We start from the raw sequence: 19784 nt of genomic DNA on the forward strand, positions 1-19784 counted from the left end.
TTACTTGCCGCCGCGCAGCATGTCTTTCGCGGCGAGCAGTCCGCCGCCGGCGATCAGCAACGCCGCCAGCGCCAGCGTGGCGGTCGGCTGTGCGTATCCGGCGATGATCAGAAAGCCGGTGGAGAGCAGCGGCGTCGCGTAGGACGCAGCGCCCAGTACGCGAATGTCGCCACGCTTCATGCCGATGTCCCAGGCGTAGAACGCCGCGCCGACCGGGCCGATGCCGAGCGCGACGATTGCGAGCCATTGCGCCGCGCCTTGCGGCCACACCGTCGATTCGATCACGCCGTGCACCAGCGCAGCGAGCAGCGCGGTGACGAAGCAGAATCCCGCGACCGCATCGGTCGGCACCGCCTTCAGCCGCCGCGACAACACCGAATAGGCGGCCCACACGAAGGCGGCGACGAAGGCCGCGGCGAGTCCCGGCAGGTAGGCCGGCTCCAGCGCTGCCCCGTTGCCGGCGAACAGCAGAGCGGTGCCGACCAGACCGAGCAGCGCGCCGGCGATGTGATGCGGCCGCAGGCGCTCGCCCGGCAGCAGCGACGAGAACAACACGATCAGCAACGGCCACAGATAGTTCAGCAGCCCGGCCTCGGCGGGCGGCGCGAGGCGTAGCGCGAGAAAATACAACGCGTGATAGCCGAACAAGCCGCCAACGCCGACCGCCCACACCAGCGGCGGCTGACGCAACGCGCGGATCGCGCCGGGCCGCAGGATCCATCCGGTCGCCGCGGCGAGCGCGCCGATCGCGAAGGTCATCGCGGCGAGCTGAAACGGCGGGATGGTCCCGGTCGCCACGGTCAGCACCGCGAGCAGCGACCACATCAGGATCGCGGACAGGCCGATCAAGGTCGCGGCGCGCGGCGTCATCATGCGTGCGTCTTCAAGTGAGGTGCATCCCGGTTCGCGTGACGAAACGCCCCAGCATCAAAACAAAAAGCTGCGGCTCTGATGCGATCAGAACCGCAGCTTCGTCGATTTATCGTGAACCAGGCGTGGCGCCAAGCCGGGCCGGTCGGTCAGGTCATCACCTGGCCGCCGTTGATCGACAGCGTCGAGCCGGTGATGAAGCCGGAATCCTCGGCGGCGAGGAACACCACCGCGCGCGCGATCTCGTCAGCCTCGCCGAGCCGGTTGCACGGAATCAGCGGCAGGATCGCCTTCTCCAACACTTCTTTCGGCACCGCCTGCACCATCTCGGTGTTGATGTAACCGGGGCAGATCGCATTGACGGTGATGCCGCCGCGCGCATTCTCCAGCGCAAGCGCTTTGGTGAAGCCGATGTCGCCGGCTTTCGCCGCGGAATAATTGACCTGGCCGAACTGGCCCTTCTGGCCGTTGACCGACGAGATGTTGACGATGCGACCGAACTTGCGCGCGCGCATCCCCTCGATCACTTGGCGCGTCATGTTGAACAGCGAACCGAGATTGGTGTTGATCACCGCGTTCCACTGTTCGAGCGTCATCTTGTGAAATGCGCCGTCACGGGTGATGCCGGCATTGTTGACGAGAATGTCGACCGGTCCGAGATCGGCCTCGACCTGTTTCACGCCCGCCGCACAGGCCTCGAACGAACTCACATCCCACTTGTATACCGGGATACCCGTCTCGCTCTTGAATTTTTCCGCTGCCGAATCATTGCCCGCATAGGACGCTGCGACCGCATAGCCTGCCGCCTTCAGCGCCTTACTGATTGCCGCACCGATTCCGCGCGTTCCCCCTGTCACCAATGCTACACGCGCCATTTCGAAACACCTCCCGCGATTCTTCTTTTCTAGAATTCGATTGTGTCATCACGAATAAAATCTGCCCGTCGTCGAACATCAAGCAAAAACGCCCGGCAATCTGCCGGGCGTTTGAACATTCGGTGGTGCAGCGCAACTACGCAAAGATCGTGCCGCATGACGCTGCCCGTTGTTGCATCAATCGCGCGCGAGGCACATCGCGATGCCCATGCCGCCGCCGATGCAAAGCGTCGCAAGTCCCTTCTTGGCGTCGCGCTTCTGCATCTCGTGAAGCAACGTCACCAGCACGCGCGCACCGGAAGCGCCGACCGGATGCCCGATCGCGATCGCGCCGCCATTGACGTTGACCTTCGAAACATCCCAGCCGAGATCCTTGTTCACCGCGCAGGCCTGCGCCGCGAACGCTTCGTTGGCTTCGATCAAATCGAGATCGTTGATGGTCCAGCCGGCCTTCTTCAGCGCCGCGCGCGACGCCGGGATCGGGCCGGTGCCCATGATCTTGGGATCGACGCCGGCGTGAGCCCACGACACGATCCGCGCCAGCGGCGTCTTGCCTTCCTTGGCGGCCTGCTTCGCCGTCATCAGCACCACGACGGCGGCGCCGTCATTGATGCCCGAGGCCGAGCCCGCGGTGACGGTGCCGTCCTTCTCGAACGCCGGCTTCAGCTTGGCCATCGCTTCGATGGTGGCGCCGTGGCGCGGATATTCGTCGGTGTCGACGATGATGTCGCCCTTGCGGGTCTTGATCGTCACCGGCACGATCTCGTCCTTGAACTTGCCGGCCTTCTGCGCGGCCTCCGCCTTCAGCTGCGAGGCGACGGCGAACTCGTCCTGCTGCTGCCGGGTGATCTGATACTGACGCGCCACGTTCTCCGCGGTGTTGCCCATGTGATAGCCGTTGAAGGCGTCCCACAGGCCGTCCTTGATCATGGTGTCGACGAATTCGACCGCGCCCATCTTGACGCCACCGCGCAGATACTGGGCATGCGGCGCCATGCTCATCGATTCCTGACCGCCGGCGACGACGATCTCGGAGTCGCCGTTGAGCAGCGCCTGATAGCCGAGCGCGACGGTGCGCAGGCCGGAGCCGCACAATTGATTGACGCCCCAGGCCGGGCTCTCGACCGGAAGTCCTGCGGCGATCGAGGCCTGGCGCGCCGGGTTCTGGCCCTGCGCGGCGGTGAGGATCTGTCCCATGATCACTTCGGACACGCGCGCGGGCTCGATGCCGCCGCGCTCTAGTGCCGCCTTGATGGCGACGGCGCCCAGCTCGTGCGCGGGCGTAGTGGCGAAGGCGCCGTTGAAACTTCCGACAGCGGTGCGTGCAGCGCTGACGATGACGACATCGTCCGACATGGACATCTCCTGGGGCTCGGGTTGTTTGAACGATTTGTTTGGACGGCGGGTGCCGGTTAGGTCGGCCAGCGTCAGGTCTATCCTGAGAAGGCGGCACCGGCGTGTCAATCGGGACGCGGTCGATCTTGCCCATAAAGTCATGCCGGCGGCGGCGTTCGAGGCATTGAATGCCTCCCGATTAACCGCTGGCGCACAAAACGGTAGCCGAAACGCATTGGAAGTGCTTACTTTGTTGCATTGCGTCTCAGCCCCGCCGTCGGGAGCGGCGGGTTCCTTTCCTCCATGCGTGTGGGTGCCATGGCGAAATCAGACCAACCAACGACAATCAAAAAATACGCGAACCGGCGGCTCTACAACACCGGCACCAGTACTTACGTCACACTCGAAGACCTCGCGTCGATGGTGAAGGACGGCGAAGATTTTCTCGTCTACGACGCCAAGACCGGCGACGACATCACCCGCTCTGTGCTGGCGCAGATCATCTTCGAACAGGAGAACAAGGCCGGGCAAAACCTGCTACCGACGACCTTCCTGCGCCAGCTGATCCGCTTCTACGGCGACAGCATGCAGATGGTGGTGCCGAAATATCTCGAGCAGTCGATCGACTCGCTGACCCGCGATCAGGAAAAGTTTCGCAAGCAGCTGACCAGCACCTTCAGCCTGACGCCGTTCGGACCGCTGGAGGAGACCGTCCGCCGCAATATGGAGTTGTTTCAGCAGACCTTCTCGATGTTCGTTCCGATCAAGCCGAGCCACGGGCCGCAGACCGACGAAGTGGCCGTCGAGGTGACGAGCGGGGCCGACAACATCGACGACCTGCGCCGTCAGATGAAGGATATGCAGGAGCGGCTCGACCGGATGTCGCTCGATCACCCGAAGAAAGAAGAGTAGTTCAGTTCGCAACCCGCTCCCGGACCGCGGCGGCGATCGCCGCGGCCGGCACGTCCGATGGACGCTGCTGCGAGGCGAGGCCGATCAGCCGACCCTGGATATAATCGCAGCCCCACTCGCGCAGCAGCAGCGCGGATTCTTCGTCCTGCACCCATTCGGCGACAGTCTTGATGCCGAGCCGCCGCGCCAGATCGATCAGCGTCTGGACGAAGGCGCGGTCGTCCACCGAGCGCGCGATGTTCTGCACGAAGGCGCCGTCGATCTTGACGATGTCGACGCCGAGATTGCGCAGATTGCGGAACGAGGTGTAGCCGGCGCCGAAATCGTCGATCGCGATCTTCGAGCCGAATTTCTTCAGCCGGGTGACGAAGCCGCGCACTTCGTCGATGTCCTGGATCGCCACCGTTTCGGTGATCTCGACGATCAGCCGCTCGGCGACGCCGGGATGGGCCAGCATCAGCGATTCGATTCCGGCCCACCAGTCGGCGTCCATGGTGGTGTCCGGCGAGATATTGAGGCTGAGCGTCATCTGGGGCGACGCCGCCAGTTCGGCGACGACCAGTTCGAGCACCCGATGATCGACCAGCCGGATCAGCCCGAGCCGCTCCGCCACCGGCACAATGTCGGGCGCGAGCAATACCTGGCCGTCATCCTGCATCATCCGGACAAGGCATTCGTGAAACGCCGGCGCGCGCGTCGCGACGTCGACCACCGGCTCGTAGGCGAGCACGATCCGCCGCTCATTAAGCGCGGTGACGATCTCGTCGGTGACGCGGATGTTGACCCGGCGCTGGGCGTCGCGCTCGACATTCGGCCGCCACATCGAAAACGCGCCACAGCGGCGGTGCTTGGCGGCGGACAGCGCCTCCTGGGCGCGGTTGATTGCTTCCTCGGCCGTGCGGGCATGGCGCGGCGAGCTGACCGCGCCGATCGACGCCGTCACCGATACCGGGCCTGATCGGGTCGGCACGATCTCGTCGCGCACGGCGATGAGGAAACGCTCCGCCGCGACCTGGGCGTCGTCGACCGTGCAATTCTTCAGGATCAGCCCGAACTTGTTGCCGGAGAACCGGCCGAGCTGATCGCCGGAGCGCAGCCGCGCGCGGATCCGCTGGGCGATGGTGCAGATCAGTTCGTCGGCGACGTCGAACCCGAACGAATCGTTGATCCGCGCCAGATGGTCGAGCCCGATCAGCATGAAGCAGAGGCTGCTGCGGAAACGCGCTGCTTCTTCGATCGATTCGGCCAGCGCCGCGACCAGATAGGTGCGGTTGAGTTCGCCGGTGAGCGGATCGTGCTGCGAGAGCTGCAATAGCTGCTGTTCGCGGGCGTGGCGTTCGTTGTTGATCCGGACGATGCCCTCGACGGAGGCGGGCCGGCCATCGGCTCCGGGGTACCAGAAGCCGCTTTCCTCGATCCAGATGATCGGCGCCGAGGTCGCGGCGCGGACGCCGTATTCGATGCGGTACGGCACGCAGTTTTCCCCGGCTGCGGCGGCTCCGTTGAGCAGCGCGTCGGCGCGGATCGCCCGCGACGGCTCGAGCAACGAGGCGTAGCCGGCGCCGGTCGACAGCGTCTCGGCGGGAATGTCCTGAAACAGATCGGAAGCGCGGCCGGTCCAGATGATGGCGTCGGTCGCCAGATCCCAGACGAAGGCCGCTTGCCCGAGCGCGGCCAGGATCGCCGAGGGGTCGGGGCCGACCGACCGGGGCGGCGCGGAGGCGTGGTCAGACGCGGGATCGGCCGATGGCACATCTGCCTCGTTTCGGGACGGGATCAGGTGATTCTCCACCGAAGAATACGGGGCTGCACCTTGTTCAGGCTAGACCGAGATCGTTAACAATCTGGAAACCAATGCGCGGGGGCGCCCGGAACGAAGCGCTTCGAGGCGGCATATTCCTTGCGATGATACCGTTGAGGCGCTGCGAGCGTCTCGAAATGGTGCAGGTTCAGACGATGACGAAGATCTGGATCGATCAAGGCGACGACGACATTCGCGATTTCGGGGCGGACGACGACGCCGGGCCGGAGTTGATCGAGACTCTGCCGGCGCCCGTGACGCCGGTGCAGCCGCGGATGCGCTATACTGACCGGCCGGTCCGCCCGTCGTCCAACTTCATCGCGCAATTGATGGCCATCGACCGCGGCAATCCGCACCCCCGCGAAGCGCCTCGCGCGGAGCAGAATCAGGCGACGGCCGCCTATCGCTCGGCCAAGACCTATGCGGCCGGCCGGACCCGGCGGGTCTCGTGACCCGATCTCGAGGTTTTCAGCGCGGCGGCTGAACGCCCGCGGCGGCGTCTGCCGGCTGCAATCCCGGAGACTGAATCCGGGGCGACGATCCTGAGGCTTTCGCGCTTGCGACCGGCTGAGGACGATCGAGCAGCACGGCTTCGGCGATCGAGGCCGCCGAAATCGAGGCCGCTTCAGCGGTCGGAGACGGCGCCACGGGAGCTTCGGCCGGAGCAGCGGCAACCGCAGACTTCTCCGGCGACGGGGCGACCTTGGCGACGGCCCCCGAACGCGCTTGGCCGGCCGTGCGCGGCTGCGGCCGATGACGCAGTGCGATGCCGGCGAGAAAATCGACCAGCATCAAGGTCGCCAGCAGGAACACCGTGGCGTTGCCGAACTGCGGCAGCATCACGAATTCCGCAACCGTGCCGCCGAGCACCAGCAGCGACAGCAGATGGTCGGTGAGGTATTTGGCGCCGGGGCGGGCCGCCTTGATCACTTCGAACAGCAGCATCAGGACGCCGAGCGCTACCAGCATCTCGCCGGCGCTGATCGTCCAGATTGTGCCCGAGGGCAATGGGATGCGGGTGAGAGGCGCGTCGAAACCGACGCCCGGCATCAGGAAAACGACGATGTTGCAGATCGCGAGCGGGATCAGCAGCAGCGGAAAACCGATAATCGACATCGGCAAAAGCCTGTTGTTCAGAAAGACCACAAAGCAACGGGCGACCGTCCGGGCGACCGGCGGCTACTCTCTAACGCAACAGTTGGAACGAATTCGGGCGCCGGGGATGCTCACGCGGGACGATATGATCGCCCGGACGTCGCCGAGGCGACGTCTTTCCCGAGACCCTTTGATCCCGCAATCGGGGCGCGGCAGTGCCGCGCCGAACACCTGAGTCTGGCTCAGGCGTCCTTCTTCTTGATCACCTGGCGACCCTTGTACATCCCGGTCTTGAGGTCGAGATGATGCGGGCGGCGCAGTTCGCCGGAATCCTTGTCTTCAGCATAGGTCGGGCGCTTCAGCGCGTCCGCGGACCTGCGCATGCCACGCCGCGAGGGCGAAGTTTTTCTTCTCGGAACGGCCATATCAGTGATCCTTGACGGGATTGATCTCGTCGTCCACAGCGGGACGGCCCGGCGCTCGCGCGCAGGCGTAAAGCTAGGCCGGGCTTATAACGGAAGCCCTGCCGCAATGCTAGAGCGTTTTCGAGCGAAGTGAGCGCCGGTTTACGCGACCAAAGACATGGCAAACAGAGCAACCGGAGCGCCGGGCCGCCCTCAATTGCCCGACAAGGCGCTGTTTTCCCGCCAGCATTGCTGCAACTCCGCGGATCGGGCCCGCGCCACATAGGTCGCGGCCAACCGGCGCACCCCCGGCCCCGGCTTCCTTGCGCTGCGCGTGCGTGGATTGGGCAGGATCGACGCCATCAGCGCCGCCTCCTGGGCGGTGAGCTGGCCGGCTGAACGGCCGAACGCGTATTGCGCGCCGGCCTCGGCGCCGAACTGTCCGTCCGGTCCCCATTCGGCGATGTTGAGATAGAGTTCGAGAACCCGCTGTTTCGACAGCACGAGGTCGATCCAGAGCGCAAGCGGGAACTCCAGCGCCTTGCGCACCATGCTGCGACCCGGCCACAGGAACAGGTTCTTGGCGACCTGCTGGGTGATGGTGGAGCCGCCGCGGGTGGCTTCGCCGTCCTGCATGTCGTCGATCACGTCCCGGACCGAGTCCCAGTCGATGCCGCGATGGCTGCAGAACTTGGCGTCCTCGGAGGCGACCACGGTGCGCGGCAAGGCCGGTGAGATCCGCTCGATGTCGACCCATTCCCGAGTCACCGTCGCCCCGGTCAGCCAGCGCCAGATCATCAGGGTCGAGACCGGCTGGCCCGCGCCGTACAAAAGGGTCAGGACATAGGGCGCCGCGAGCAGCACCAGCACCGTCAGGATCGCGGCACGGATTGCCCTTTTCATGCCGCCCCGGTGGGAGCCGCACGGCTCTCGGCGGCGAGGATCGGAATGGCCGGCATCATTTACGCCCCTTGATGAACCGCCGCGTCGAGCGCCGAATTGACGAAGTCGGTGCCATGATGAATGGTCCGGCCGAATTTTATCTGGAGCACTTCCGAATGGCCACCGGCACTTCCACTATCGACTTCGCCAAACGGCTCGACACCACCGCCGAGGATATCGAAGCCCTGCTCGGACGGTTGCTGTCCGACGACTTGCTGCCTGACGAGATTACCCGTCCGCGCCGGCTGATGGAGGCGATCCGCTACGCGACGCTCGGCGGCGGCAAGCGGCTGCGGCCGTTTCTCGCGGTGGAAAGCGCGGCGGTGTTCGGCGTCGAGCGCGCCTCGGCGCTGCTGGTCGGCGCGGCGCTGGAATGCATCCATTGCTATTCGCTGATCCACGACGATCTGCCGGCGATGGACAACAGCGATCTGCGCCGCGGGCGGCCGACCCTGCACAAGGCCTATGACGACGCCACCGCGATCCTCGCCGGCGACGCGCTGCTGACCTTCGCGTTCGACATCATCACCCGCGACGAAGTGCATCGCGATCCCCAGGTGCGGCTCGACCTCAACCGGGTGCTGGCGCGCTGCGCCGGCCTCGGCGGCATGGTCGGCGGCCAGATCCTCGATCTCGCCGGCGAAGGCCGGTTCGGCGACCGCGAGCCGGTCGACGTCGCGCGGCTGCAGCAGATGAAGACCGGAGCGCTGCTGCGCTATGGCTGCGTCGCCGGCGCGATCCTCGGCGAAGCTCCGCCGGAGCATTATCGCGCGCTCGACGATTACGGCCGCGCGCTCGGCGAGGCGTTCCAGATCGCCGACGATCTGCTCGACGTCGAAGGCGACGCCGCGGCGCTCGGCAAGCCGGCGGGCGCCGACGCCGCGCTCGGCAAAACCACCTTCGTCACCCAGCTCGGCATCGACGGCGCCAAGCAGCGGGTGCGCGATTTGCTGGTGCGCGCCGACGAGGCGCTCGCGCCGTTCGGCGCCAAGGGCGACGTACTCCGCGCCGCCGCGCGTTTCGTCGCCGAGCGAAAAAGCTAGTTCGCACATGAGCCACGAGGCGCCAGACGATCCACGTCTGCTGCGCTTCAGAAAACTGCCGCGCGCGGTCCGGGTGGTGGTGTCCCGGCCGCGCCTGTTCATTTCGGTTGCGGTCGGATTCGTCGCGGCGCTGCTGCTGCCGGCGTCGCTGCGGCCGGTGACGCAGGCGCTGATCGGCTGGGACGTCTCGATCGTCGTGTATCTGGCGCTCGCTTTCAGCATGATGGCCCGCTGCGACGTCGACTACATCCGCCGCAATGCGGTGCTGCAGGACGATGGCCGTTTCCTGATCCTGATGGTGACGGCGACCGGCGCGTTCGCCAGCATCGCCGCGATCGTCGCCGAACTCGGCTCCGGGCATCGCGGCGCCGCGGAGCTCGCGCTCGCAACGGTGACGATCGCGCTGTCATGGGCGGCGGTGCATACGACCTTCGCGTTGCACTACGCACATGAATATTATCGCGGCGCCGAAGTCGGCGGTCTGCAGTTCCCGAGCGGCGACACGCACGAGGACGCCGACTATTGGGATTTCGTGTACTTCTCGTTCGTGATCGGGATGACCGCGCAGGTGTCCGATGTCGGCATCACCGACAAGACCATCCGCCGCACCGCGACCGCCCACGGCGTGGTGTCCTTCGTCTTCAACACCGCGCTGGTTGCACTGATGGTCAACATCGCCGCCGGCGCGATCTGACGGCGCTTTCGACGCTCGCCCCATCACCTGCCCGGAGAAGCCCGCCGGCTCGTATCACTTGACCTGATCCGGCGGTCGGGCGATGCAGGTCGTCGCCGGTCCATTCCACCAACGACATTGCGGTCTCGTGGAAGCGAAATTCCTGATCTTCCTGATCTTGCTCGCGGTGCTGGCGGGGACCGCGCTATTGGCGCGGCGTTTTCACGTAGCGCCGGCGATCCTGCTGCTGCTGGCCGGCATCGTGCTGGCGTTCATTCCCGGAATGCCCGCGATCCAGTTGCCGCCGGACCTGATCCTGCTGCTGGTGCTGCCGCCGCTGATCTATTCGGCGAGCGTCGCAATGAGCTGGCGCGAGTTCCGTTCCAACCTGCGGCCGATCGGCCTGCTGGCGATCGGCTGCGTGATCTTCACCGCCTGCGCGGTCGCGGTGGCGACGCACTATCTGCTCGGCCTGTCGTGGAGCGTCGGCTTCCTGCTCGGCGCGATCGTCGCGCCGCCCGACGTCGTTGCCCCGCTGGCGATTGCGCGCAAACTCGGCCTGCCGCGCCGGATCATCGTGGTGCTGGAGGGCGAGGGGCTGGCCAACGACGCCACCGCGCTGATCCTTTACCGCTTCGCGCTGGCCGCGATCATGACCGGTGTGTTTTCCCTGCCGAAGGCATCCGGCACCTTTGCCGCGATCATGGTCGGCGAGCTGGCGTTCGGGGTCGCCGTCGGCTGGCTCAGCCTGCGCGCCCGGCACTACGCGCGCGACCCGCAGATCGAGATCACGCTGTCGCTGCTGACGCCTTACATCGCCTACTGGATCCCGGAGCATCTCGGCGGCTCCGGCGTGATCGCCACGGTGGCGTGCGGGCTGTACATTTCGTGGAACGGGCCGCTGCTGATCCCGGCGGCGACACGGCTGCAGGGCATCTTCTTCTGGGATTTGGTGATCTATCTGATCGAGGGGCTGCTGTTCCTGCTCACCGGCTTCCAGATGCGCGCGATCCTGGAGCGATCGAAGGCGTTTCCGCTCGATGACATCGTGGCGGCGACGCTGCTGGTGGCGACGATCGTCATCGTCGCGCGTTTCCTGTGGGTGTTTCCGGCGTCCTATCTACCGCGGATTCTGAGCAAACGGCTGCGCATCAGTGATCCGTCTCCGCCGTGGCGCGCGGTGTTCGTGGTCGCCTTCACCGGCGTACGTGGCGCGGTGTCGCTCGCCACCGCTCTGGCGCTGCCGTTCACGCTGCCGGACGGCTCCGGCTTTCCCGATCGCGATCTGATCCTGTTCGTGGCCTTCGGCGTCATCCTGATCACGGTGGTCGGGCTCGGCTCGACACTGCCGGCGGTGGTGATGGCGCTCGGCGTCGCCCGCGACGGCCAGAGCGAGCACATCGCCGAACACGAAAACGAGATCGCGGCGCGGCGCGAGGCGTTGTCGGCCGCGCTCGCCTCGCTCGATGCGATGACCAATGATCGCGAATTGTCCGACGAGGTGGTGACGCTGCTACGCGCGCGACACGACATCCGCGCCAATCAGCTCCCGGCGTCGCTCGACGACGAGGCCTATGCGGTGACCGCTGATGAGCGGGCGCTGGTGCGCGAACTGATCGCGGCCGAGCGCCGTTTCATTCACGCCCAGCTCCGCGACGGCAAGATCACCGACGAAGCCCGCCGCCGGATCGAGCGCGACCTCGATCTGGAAGAAGCGAGCCTCGCCAACCGGGAGTTTCGCAAGGGAGCGCGGTGAGGCGCCTGCGCGCAGATGCTGGCCCGCAATCATCGCATCTCGAATAGTTCCTGATGGAAGCGGGCTTTCGGCAGCCCCTGCGCAATCATCGCGCCGCGCATGGCGTCGCCAAATCCGCTGGGTCCGCAAAACCAGATATCGGCCTGCTTCCAGTCCGGCACCGTGGCAGCGAGGCTCTCCAGGGTCAGGCGTCCGTCCTGCGATCCGTCTACCAGATGAAACGATATTCCGGTTTGCAGCGCGAGTTGCCTGATCGGTGCGATGAAGGCGGTGTCCGGCACGTTCGTCGCATAGAACAGGTCGACCGGCTCCGACCGGCCCACCCGCGCGAGATCCCGCAGCCGGGCGATGAACGGCGTGACGCCGACACCGCCGCCGATCCAGATCTGCCGACCGGCATCGCCGTGAAAATCGAACCGCCCATAGGGGCCTTCAACCACGACGCCCTGTCCGAGACGCAGGCTGCCAGCCAGCGAACGCGTGTAGTCGCCGAGCCCCTTGATCGTGAAAAGCAGCATCCCGTCGTTCTGCCAGGTCGAGGAAATCGTGAACGGGTGAGCGTCCTCGATATCGTCGAAATTCACGAACGCGAACTGGCCGGCCTCATGCCCGCGCCAGGCGGTTTCGAGGCGGACTCCGACGTCGAGAACCTGATTGCCTTCGTACAGGCGCAGCGTCGCAATCTTTCCCGAGGCCTGGCGGCCACTGCCGATCTTTCGGAACAGCGCAATCAACGCGGCGAGCGTGCCGGCCGCCAGCAGCAGCGCCAACACCGGACCGAGCGGCTGTGTCCAGTAGCTCCGGTCGATCAGGATGAAGGCGTGAAACACCAGAACCAGATAGACCATCGGCATCAGCCGATGGGTCTTGAAGAAGTACTTGTACGGAAAGCGCTTCCACAGCGCGAGAGCAACCAGGGCGACGAGCAGATAGAGTGCCCATTCGCCGATCTCGGCGGCAAAATCCCGCAGATCGCGAAACACATCAAAACCGGTGGGGACGTCCTTCGCGTGCGGCGGCTTCGGCGGAATCGCGAACAGCCCCAGTTCGGTGATCCATGACGGCCCCTTGCGCAGCACCCAATGCGCAAGCGCGAATCCCAGCGCCGAAAGTCCCAGCCATTTATGCAGGCGATAGAATTTGTCGAGACCGCCCAGCGGAGTCTCGAACCACACCGGCCGCGCCGCCAGGATGATGCCGACGGACATCAGACCGAGCGCCATCACGCCTGTGCCGTAGACGAGCGTGGTCCGCGTCGCCCAGAATCCCTGCGACAGCGCGCCCGGCGCCAGGCTGAGCGCCCATAGGGCGGCGAGCCCCAAGACGACCAATGCAAAGGTGGCCGTCAATCTCGTGAACTGCATGCATCGATCCAATCTGAAAAATCAGGGACGCGCATGTCTTCCGGGCTGAAGCCGGCGATGAGCGGAGATGCAGCCAACCATAGGCGCACCGCTTCGCTCGATTGGAGCAAAAATGCTCACTGCTTCGCGTCATCGTCGATCGATGGAAACGCAAACACTGGCGGATCTTTTGACGATCCGCTGCAGGGCGGTCGGCGGATTACTCCGCCGCCGGCACCATTTGCGGCGCGCCGGGCTTGGTGCCCGCGCCGTAGCGCTGCTCGATATAGTCGATCACCAGCGCCTTAAAATCGGTGGCGATCGACGGGCCGCGCAGAGTGCGGAACTTCTGGCCGTCGACGAACACCGGGGCGGCCGGGCTTTCGCCGGTGCCGGGCAGCGAGATGCCGATATTGGCGTGCTTGCTCTCGCCCGGGCCGTTGACGATGCAGCCCATCACCGCGACGTTGAGGTTCTCGACGCCGGGATAGCGGGTCTTCCAGCTGGGCATTTCCAGCCGGATGAAATCCTGGATCGAGCGGGCCAGTTCCTGGAACGTCGTCGAGGTGGTGCGGCCGCAGCCCGGGCAAGCCGCGACCAGCGGCACGAAGGTGCGGAAGCCCATCGTCTGCAGCAGTTCCTGCGCGACCTGAACTTCCAGCGTGCGATCGCCGCCGGGCTCCGGCGTGAGCGAAATCCGGATGGTGTCGCCGATGCCCTGCTGCAGCAGGATGCCGAGCGCGGCCGAGGAGGCGACGATGCCCTTCGAGCCCATGCCGGCCTCGGTCAGGCCGAGATGGATGGCGTAGTCCGAGCGCGACGCGAGGTCCTGATACACCGCGATCAGATCCTGCACCGCCGAGACCTTGGCCGACAGGATCATCTTGGTCTTCGGCAGGCCGATCTCCTCGGCGCGCGCCGCGGACAGCAGCGCCGACTGCACCATCGCCTCGCGGGTGACCGCGCGGACGTCGCGCGGCTGGGCGGAGGCGGCGTTCTCGTCCATCAGCTTGGTCAGCAGCTCCTGGTCGAGCGAGCCCCAATTGGCGCCGATCCGGACCGCCTTGTTGTTCTTGATCGCGATCTCGACGATGTCGGTGAACTGGCTGTCGCGCTTGTTCTTGAAGCCGACATTGCCCGGATTGATCCGGTATTTGTCGAGCGCCTCGGCGCAGGCCGGATAGTCGGCGAGCAGCTTGTGGCCGATGTAATGGAAATCGCCGATCAGCGGCGTGGTCAGGCCGAGCTTGCGGAGGCCGTCGCGGATGTGCGGCACGGCTGCGGCGGCCTCTTCGCGGTCGACCGTGATCCGGACCATTTCGGAACCGGCGCGGGCGAGTGCGGCGACCTGCTTGATGGTGCCTTCGACATCCGCGGTGTCGGTGTTGGTCATCGATTGCACGACGATCGGCGCACCGCCGCCGACGGCGATATCGCCGACCATGACCTGGGTGGTTTGGCGGCGCGGCGCGGGGCCGGCGACGTCGTTCTGCAGCGGATTTTCGAGCTTGTTCATGGCGTCCGGAATATCAGGTTTTTGTGACATTCAGCAATGGATCAATCGGCGCAGGAACCTCAGGCCGGGACGGCCTTGGCCGGCCGGTTGACCAGATAGAGGCCGGCGATCACCAGCAGCGCCGCAACGCCGAAGGCCGGGTTGAGCGGGTCGTGCATGATCAGATAGCCCGCCGCCACCCCGAATAAAGGGGTAATGAAGGTAAATGCCGACAATTTGCTGGCCGAATAGGTCTTGACCAGCCCGAACCAGAGCAGAAACGTCAGCCCGACCACCCAGATCGACTGGTAGGCCATCAGCGTGAGCGACAGCGGTCCGGGCATTTTGTCGATGGTTTCGCCGGAAATCAGCGCCGCCAGCAGCAGAATCGGGATCGAAATCGCCACCTGGTAGGCCAGCCCCTTCTCGGCGGGGGCCTGCTGCAGCCGGCTGGCCTTGACGATCAGGGTGGTGGCCCCCCACATCGCGCCGCCTCCGACCAGCATCAGGTCGCCGATCAGCACCGTCGCGTCGACATCGGGCTGCGGCACGCCGATCGCCAGCGCCACGCCGGCGAAGCTCAGCGCCAGCCCGGCCCATTGCAGCGTGCGCAGCCGCTCGCCGAGGAAATGGTAGGAGCCGAGCGCCACGATGAACGGCGCCGTGTACAGAAACACCACCCCGCGCGACGCCGTGGTCAGCAGCAGGCCGCGATAGATCAGAACGAATTCGATCCCGAACAACACGCCGGCGAGCAGCCCGGCCTTCAATGTGCCGTCGCGCTGAAACAGTTTCACCCCGCGCGCCCAGGCGATGATCAGGATCACGATCAGCCCGGCGATCGAGCGCATCGCAGCCTGCAGGAACGGCGGGATTTCCGGCAGCACCAGCTTCACCGCGATCTGGTTGAAGCCCCAGCTGAAGCAGCACAGCAGCATCAGCGCGATCGCGCCCGCGCTCAACGGCCGGGCGACCGCACTGCTTATGGACGACATCGGCCGGATGGTTGCGGAAGTGAAAAAACTGGTGAGAAAATCGACATTGCGCCTCCGGCTTTTCGCCGTGTTGTGGCGGGCGTGTGCGCGTGCGCGCGACGCTCCTCCCGATCCATCAAGGCGTAGACCGCGTCAGTCGGATTGGCAATGCCCGCAGACTCCGGTGATCTCCACCACCGATAGCTTCGGGGTGAAGCCGGACCCGCGCGCGGCGTCGCTGAGGCTCTGGGCCACCGCGGCCGCGGGGATCTCGCCGACCGAGCCGCAGCATTCGCATATCAGGAATGCGACCGCCGAGGCGTCGTCGTGGTCGCGTCCACAGGCCAGGAAAGCGTTGCGGCTTTCGATCCGGTGCACCAGCCCGTTCTGCATCAGGAAGTCGAGCGCGCGATAGACCGTGATCGGCGCCGGCCGCGGCATGTCCCGCGCCAGTTCGTCGATCACCTCATAGGCGCCGAGCGGACGATGGCTGGACAGCAGCGCGCGCAGCACCTGCTTCCGGATCGGGGTCAGATTCTGCGATCGGTCGGCGCAGATCCGTTCGGCGTGTTCGATGCCGTCCGCAGCGCAGCGCTCGTGGTCGTGATTCGGCGCGGGAAAGGCCGGCTTCAAAGCTGTCATCGCATCGCCTCAAGGCAGCAGCACAGATCCGCGGCCCCCGACGCGGCAGCGCCAACCGATAGTTGACTAGGTCCGCGCGCACAAGCCTCGTCGATGCCGAGCCCGGTTCCGCGCCGCGCGCAGCCATGCGCATGCCGGATCAAGCTCGGCAATGACGGCGGGCGGCGGCGCCCGCTCCTCCCCGACGAAGCGCTTAGTTCAACTTCTCGATCGCCATCGCGACGCCCTGGCCGACGCCGACGCACATCGTCGCCAGCGCCAGCCTGCCGCCGCGCTTTTCCATGCCGTGCACCGCTGTCAGCGCCAGCCGCGCGCCGCTCATGCCGAGCGGATGGCCGAGCGCGATCGCGCCGCCATGCGGGTTGACGAAATCCGCATCGTCGGCGACGCCGAGCTGACGCAGGCAGGCGATGCCCTGCGAGGCGAACGCCTCGTTGAGTTCGATCAGGTCGAAATCGCTGATCTTCAGGCCGAGCCTGTCCATCAGCTTGCGGGTCGCCGGCACCGGGCCGATGCCCATGATCCGCGGCGGCACCGCGGCCGATGCGAGGCCGAGAATGCGCGCCCGCGGCGTCAGCCCGTGTTTCTTCACCGCGGCTTCGGAGGCGACGATCATCGCCGCTGCGCCGTCATTGACGCCCGAGGCGTTGCCGGCCGTCACCGTACCGGGATTGCGCACGATCGGCTTGAGCTTGGCGAGGCCTTCCAGCGTGGTCTCCGGGCGCGGATGCTCGTCCTTGTCGACGATGATCGGCCCCGCTTTGCCGCCCGGCGCCGACACCGGCGCGATCTCCTCGGCGAAATAACCCGCGGCGATCGCCGCGCCGGCGCGCTGCTGGGAGCGGATCGCGAACGCGTCCTGGTCGGCGCGCGAGATCTGGAACTCCTCGGCGACGTTCTCGCCGGTCTCCGGCATGGCGTCGACGCCGTATTGCGCCTTCATCAGCGGATTGATGAAGCGCCAGCCGATCGTGGTGTCGAAAATCTCGGCGGAGCGCGAGAACGCCTCGGTCGCCTTGCCTTGCACGAACGGCGCCCGCGTCATCGATTCGACGCCGCCGGCGATGGCGAGATCGATCTCGCCGGCGCGGATCGCGCGGCCCGCGGCGCCGACCGCGTCGAGGCCCGAGGCGCACAGCCGGTTCAGGGTCTGGCCCGGCACCGAATCCGGCAGGCCGGCCAGCAGCGCCGCCATCCGCGCGACGTTGCGGTTGTCCTCGCCGGCCTGGTTGGCGCAGCCGAAGAACACCTCGTCCACCGCGCTCCAGTCGAGATCGGGGTGCCTGGCGATCAGCGCCTTGATCGGAACCGCGGCGAGGTCGTCGGCGCGGACCCGGGCGAGCGACCCGCCGAACCGGCCGATCGGGGTGCGCACTGCGTCGCAGACAAACACGTCGGCCATGAAACTCTCCCTTATGCTGGCGATCCGGGCTCAGTCGCCGGAATTGAGTGCGACTTTTAGGAAGCGGCTCGTGGCAGGTCAATGCACGCGGAACGCTCGGAACCTCGCGGAAACCGTGCATGGCGGCGCTCGCCCGGTAGGAAGCCGCGGCGGATTCTTGCTATGCATCGGGTCATGACCATCCGTCCCGACATTCCTCCGCAGCCCGATATCGCCGCCCCGGCCGAACCGCCGGCGCGGGTATCGCCGATGATGGAGCAGTATCACGAGATCAAGGCCGCCAATCCCGGCCTGCTGCTGTTCTACCGGATGGGCGATTTCTACGAGCTGTTCTTCGAGGACGCCGAGATCGCCTCGCGCGCGCTCGGCATCACGCTGACCAAGCGCGGCAAGCATCTCGGCGCCGACATTCCGATGTGCGGCGTGCCGGTGGAGCGGTCCGACGATTACCTGCACCGGCTGATCGCGCTGGGGCATCGCGTCGCAGTATGCGAGCAGACCGAAGACCCGGCGGCGGCGCGCGCCCGCAAGAGCGTGGTGCGCCGCGACGTGGTGCGACTGATCACGCCCGGCACGCTCACCGAAGACACGCTGCTCGACGCCCGCGCCAACAACTATCTGATGGCGATCGCGCGCACGCGCGGCTCGGCCGGCGTTGATCGCATCGGGCTCGCCTGGATCGACATTTCGACCGGTGAATTCTGCGTCACCGAATGCGCGACCGGCGAATTGTCGGCGACGCTGGCGCGGATCAACCCGAACGAGGCGATCGTCTCGGACGCGCTGTACAGCGACGCCGAACTCGGGCCGAGCCTGCGCGAACTCGCCGCGGTGACGCCCTTGACCCGCGACGTATTCGACTCGGCCACCGCCGAGCGGCGGCTGTGCGATTACTTCGCGGTGGCCACCATGGACGGCCTCGCCGCGCTGTCGCGGCTCGAGGCCGCTGCGGCCGCCGCCTGCGTCACCTATGTGGATCGCACCCAGCTCGGCAAGCGGCCGCCTTTGTCGCCGCCGGCGCGCGAGGCCGCAGGCGCCACCATGGCGATCGATCCCGCCACCCGCGCCAATCTCGAACTGACCCGCACGCTCGGCGGCGAACGCCGCGGCTCGCTGCTCGATGCGATCGACTGCACCGTCACCGCCGCCGGCTCGCGCCTTCTCGCCCAGCGGCTCGCGGCGCCGCTGACCGACGAGGCGGCGATCGCACGGCGGCTCGACGCGGTCGCGGCCTTCGTCGCGGACAGCGCGCTGCGCGAACAGATCCGCAGCGCGCTCCGCGCCGCGCCCGACATGGCGCGGGCGCTGGCGCGGCTGTCGCTCGGCCGCGGCGGGCCGCGCGATCTCGCGAGCCTGCGCGACGGCGTGAGCGCCGCCGACCAGGTCCTGGCGCAACTTTCGCAGCTCGCCCAACCGCCGCACGACATCGCCGCCGCGATGGCGGCGCTGCGGCGGCCGTCGCGCGATCTCTGCCAAGAACTCGCCCGCGCGCTCGCCGACGATCTGCCGCTGTTGAAACGCGACGGCGGATTCGTCCGCGACGGTTATGAGGCTGCGCTCGACGAGACCCGCAAGCTGCGCGACGCCTCGCGCCTCGTGGTGGCGGCGATGCAGGCGCGCTACGCCGACGAGACCGGCGTCAAAGGGCTGAAGATCCGGCACAACAACGTGCTCGGCTATTTCGTCGAAGTCACCGCGCAGCACGGCGACCGTCTGATGGCGCCGCCGCTCAACGCCACCTTCATCCATCGCCAGACGCTGGCCGGTCAGGTCCGGTTCACCACCGCCGAACTCGGCGAGATCGAGGCCAAGATCGCCAATGCGGGCGACCGCGCGCTCGGGCTCGAACTGGACATCTTCGACCGCCTCGCGGCGATGATCGACACGGCCGGCGACGATCTGCGCGCCGCGGCCCATGCGTTTGCGCTGCTCGACGTCGCGACCGCGCTGGCCAAGCTCGCCGTCTCCGATAACTACGTCCGGCCGGAAGTCGACGGGTCGCTCGCTTTCGCGATCGAAGGCGGCCGGCATCCGGTGGTCGAGCAGGCGCTCAAGCGCGCCGGCGAGCCGTTCATCGCCAATGCCTGCGACCTGTCGCCGGTCCCCCCACCCTTCCCTCCCCCGCAAGCGAGGCCTCTGCAAAACCTGACTGTTCTATCCAGATGTGATTCACTTGCGCGTAGGCGGAGGTGAACGGGATGGCGCAGGACAGTTTCATTGAG

Annotated in this window: 17 protein-coding genes and 1 pseudogene; 6 read left to right on the plus strand and 12 right to left on the minus strand. The window is 66.5% G+C overall.

The features are described 5' to 3' along the window. From yddG to BMY71_RS03310, 3 genes are all read right to left on the minus strand, one after another. Complete coding sequence (yddG, locus tag BMY71_RS03300) at positions 1-870, minus strand: aromatic amino acid exporter YddG (protein WP_092681746.1); 870 nt, start codon at positions 868-870, stop codon at positions 1-3. A gap of 149 nt (positions 871-1019) precedes the next feature. Further along, positions 1020-1745 (minus strand): acetoacetyl-CoA reductase, encoded by a 726-nt coding sequence (phbB, locus tag BMY71_RS03305; protein ID WP_011500733.1) that lies wholly within the window; start codon positions 1743-1745, stop codon positions 1020-1022. A 177-nt stretch (positions 1746-1922) separates the two neighbouring features. Continuing rightward, positions 1923-3101: an acetyl-CoA C-acetyltransferase gene (locus BMY71_RS03310; RefSeq protein WP_011500734.1), complete on the minus strand. Its 1179-nt coding sequence runs from the start codon at positions 3099-3101 to the stop codon at positions 1923-1925. 297 nt (positions 3102-3398) lie between these two features. Here BMY71_RS03310 and phaR point away from each other — a divergent pair, with 297 nt between their 5' ends. Then, positions 3399-3992 carry a polyhydroxyalkanoate synthesis repressor PhaR gene (phaR, locus tag BMY71_RS03315; RefSeq protein WP_175557595.1) on the plus strand — a complete coding sequence of 198 codons (594 nt, stop codon included), beginning with the start codon at positions 3399-3401 and terminating at the stop codon, positions 3990-3992. 1 nt (position 3993) lies between these two features. Here phaR and BMY71_RS03320 read toward each other — a convergent pair whose 3' ends face one another. Further along, positions 3994-5745, minus strand: a complete 1752-nt coding sequence (locus tag BMY71_RS03320; RefSeq protein WP_092681646.1) for a putative bifunctional diguanylate cyclase/phosphodiesterase — start codon at positions 5743-5745, stop codon at positions 3994-3996. A gap of 203 nt (positions 5746-5948) precedes the next feature. Here BMY71_RS03320 and BMY71_RS03325 point away from each other — a divergent pair, with 203 nt between their 5' ends. Then, entirely contained in the window at positions 5949-6245 is a 297-nt protein-coding gene (locus BMY71_RS03325) for a hypothetical protein (RefSeq protein ID WP_244525962.1), read from the plus strand. 16 nt (positions 6246-6261) lie between these two features. Here BMY71_RS03325 and BMY71_RS03330 read toward each other — a convergent pair whose 3' ends face one another. The 3 genes from BMY71_RS03330 to mtgA all read right to left on the minus strand — a co-directional run bounded on the left by BMY71_RS03330 (position 6262) and on the right by mtgA (position 8195). Then, positions 6262-6909, minus strand: coding sequence for a hypothetical protein (locus BMY71_RS03330; RefSeq protein ID WP_092681748.1), 648 nt, complete (start codon positions 6907-6909; stop codon positions 6262-6264). A gap of 221 nt (positions 6910-7130) precedes the next feature. Then, positions 7131-7313, minus strand: coding sequence for a 50S ribosomal protein L32 (gene rpmF / locus BMY71_RS03335; protein ID WP_011439415.1), 183 nt, complete (start codon positions 7311-7313; stop codon positions 7131-7133). A 192-nt stretch (positions 7314-7505) separates the two neighbouring features. Beyond that, positions 7506-8195, minus strand: a complete 690-nt coding sequence (gene mtgA, locus BMY71_RS03340; RefSeq protein ID WP_092681650.1) for a monofunctional biosynthetic peptidoglycan transglycosylase — start codon at positions 8193-8195, stop codon at positions 7506-7508. A gap of 155 nt (positions 8196-8350) precedes the next feature. Here mtgA and BMY71_RS03345 point away from each other — a divergent pair, with 155 nt between their 5' ends. From BMY71_RS03345 to BMY71_RS03355, 3 genes are all read left to right on the plus strand, one after another. Next, positions 8351-9277, plus strand: a complete 927-nt coding sequence (locus tag BMY71_RS03345) for a polyprenyl synthetase family protein (protein ID WP_092681750.1) — start codon at positions 8351-8353, stop codon at positions 9275-9277. A 7-nt stretch (positions 9278-9284) separates the two neighbouring features. Beyond that, positions 9285-9971 (plus strand): DUF1345 domain-containing protein, encoded by a 687-nt coding sequence (locus tag BMY71_RS03350; RefSeq protein WP_092681652.1) that lies wholly within the window; start codon positions 9285-9287, stop codon positions 9969-9971. A gap of 82 nt (positions 9972-10053) precedes the next feature. Further along, positions 10054-11706 carry a Na+/H+ antiporter gene (locus tag BMY71_RS03355; protein WP_092681654.1) on the plus strand — a complete coding sequence of 551 codons (1653 nt, stop codon included), beginning with the start codon at positions 10054-10056 and terminating at the stop codon, positions 11704-11706. 29 nt (positions 11707-11735) lie between these two features. Here the strand turns inward: BMY71_RS03355 and BMY71_RS03360 are convergent, their stop codons facing one another. The 5 genes from BMY71_RS03360 to pcaF form a co-directional block, all read right to left on the minus strand. Beyond that, complete coding sequence (locus BMY71_RS03360; RefSeq protein WP_092681656.1) at positions 11736-13070, minus strand: ferredoxin reductase family protein; 1335 nt, start codon at positions 13068-13070, stop codon at positions 11736-11738. A 199-nt stretch (positions 13071-13269) separates the two neighbouring features. Then, positions 13270-14565, minus strand: a complete 1296-nt coding sequence (gene ispG / locus BMY71_RS03365; protein WP_092681658.1) for a flavodoxin-dependent (E)-4-hydroxy-3-methylbut-2-enyl-diphosphate synthase — start codon at positions 14563-14565, stop codon at positions 13270-13272. Between the two features lie 59 nt (positions 14566-14624). Next, the gene (locus BMY71_RS03370; protein WP_011500745.1) at positions 14625-15539 is read right to left on the minus strand and encodes a DMT family transporter; all 915 of its coding nucleotides are present in this window, start codon (positions 15537-15539) and stop codon (positions 14625-14627) included. 132 nt (positions 15540-15671) lie between these two features. Then, on the minus strand, positions 15672-16160 hold the full coding sequence (locus tag BMY71_RS03375) for a Fur family transcriptional regulator (RefSeq protein WP_011500746.1): 489 nt from the start codon (positions 16158-16160) through the stop codon (positions 15672-15674). 193 nt (positions 16161-16353) lie between these two features. After that, complete coding sequence (gene pcaF, locus BMY71_RS03380; protein ID WP_092681660.1) at positions 16354-17562, minus strand: 3-oxoadipyl-CoA thiolase; 1209 nt, start codon at positions 17560-17562, stop codon at positions 16354-16356. A 174-nt stretch (positions 17563-17736) separates the two neighbouring features. Between pcaF and mutS the strand changes: the two are divergent. After that, positions 17737-19668: pseudogene (gene mutS / locus BMY71_RS03385) on the plus strand (DNA mismatch repair protein MutS); the annotation flags it as partial. Positions 19669-19784 lie beyond the last annotated feature (116 nt).

It is taken from the genome of Rhodopseudomonas pseudopalustris, from assembly GCF_900110435.1.
GTDB lineage: Bacteria > Pseudomonadota > Alphaproteobacteria > Rhizobiales > Xanthobacteraceae > Rhodopseudomonas > Rhodopseudomonas pseudopalustris.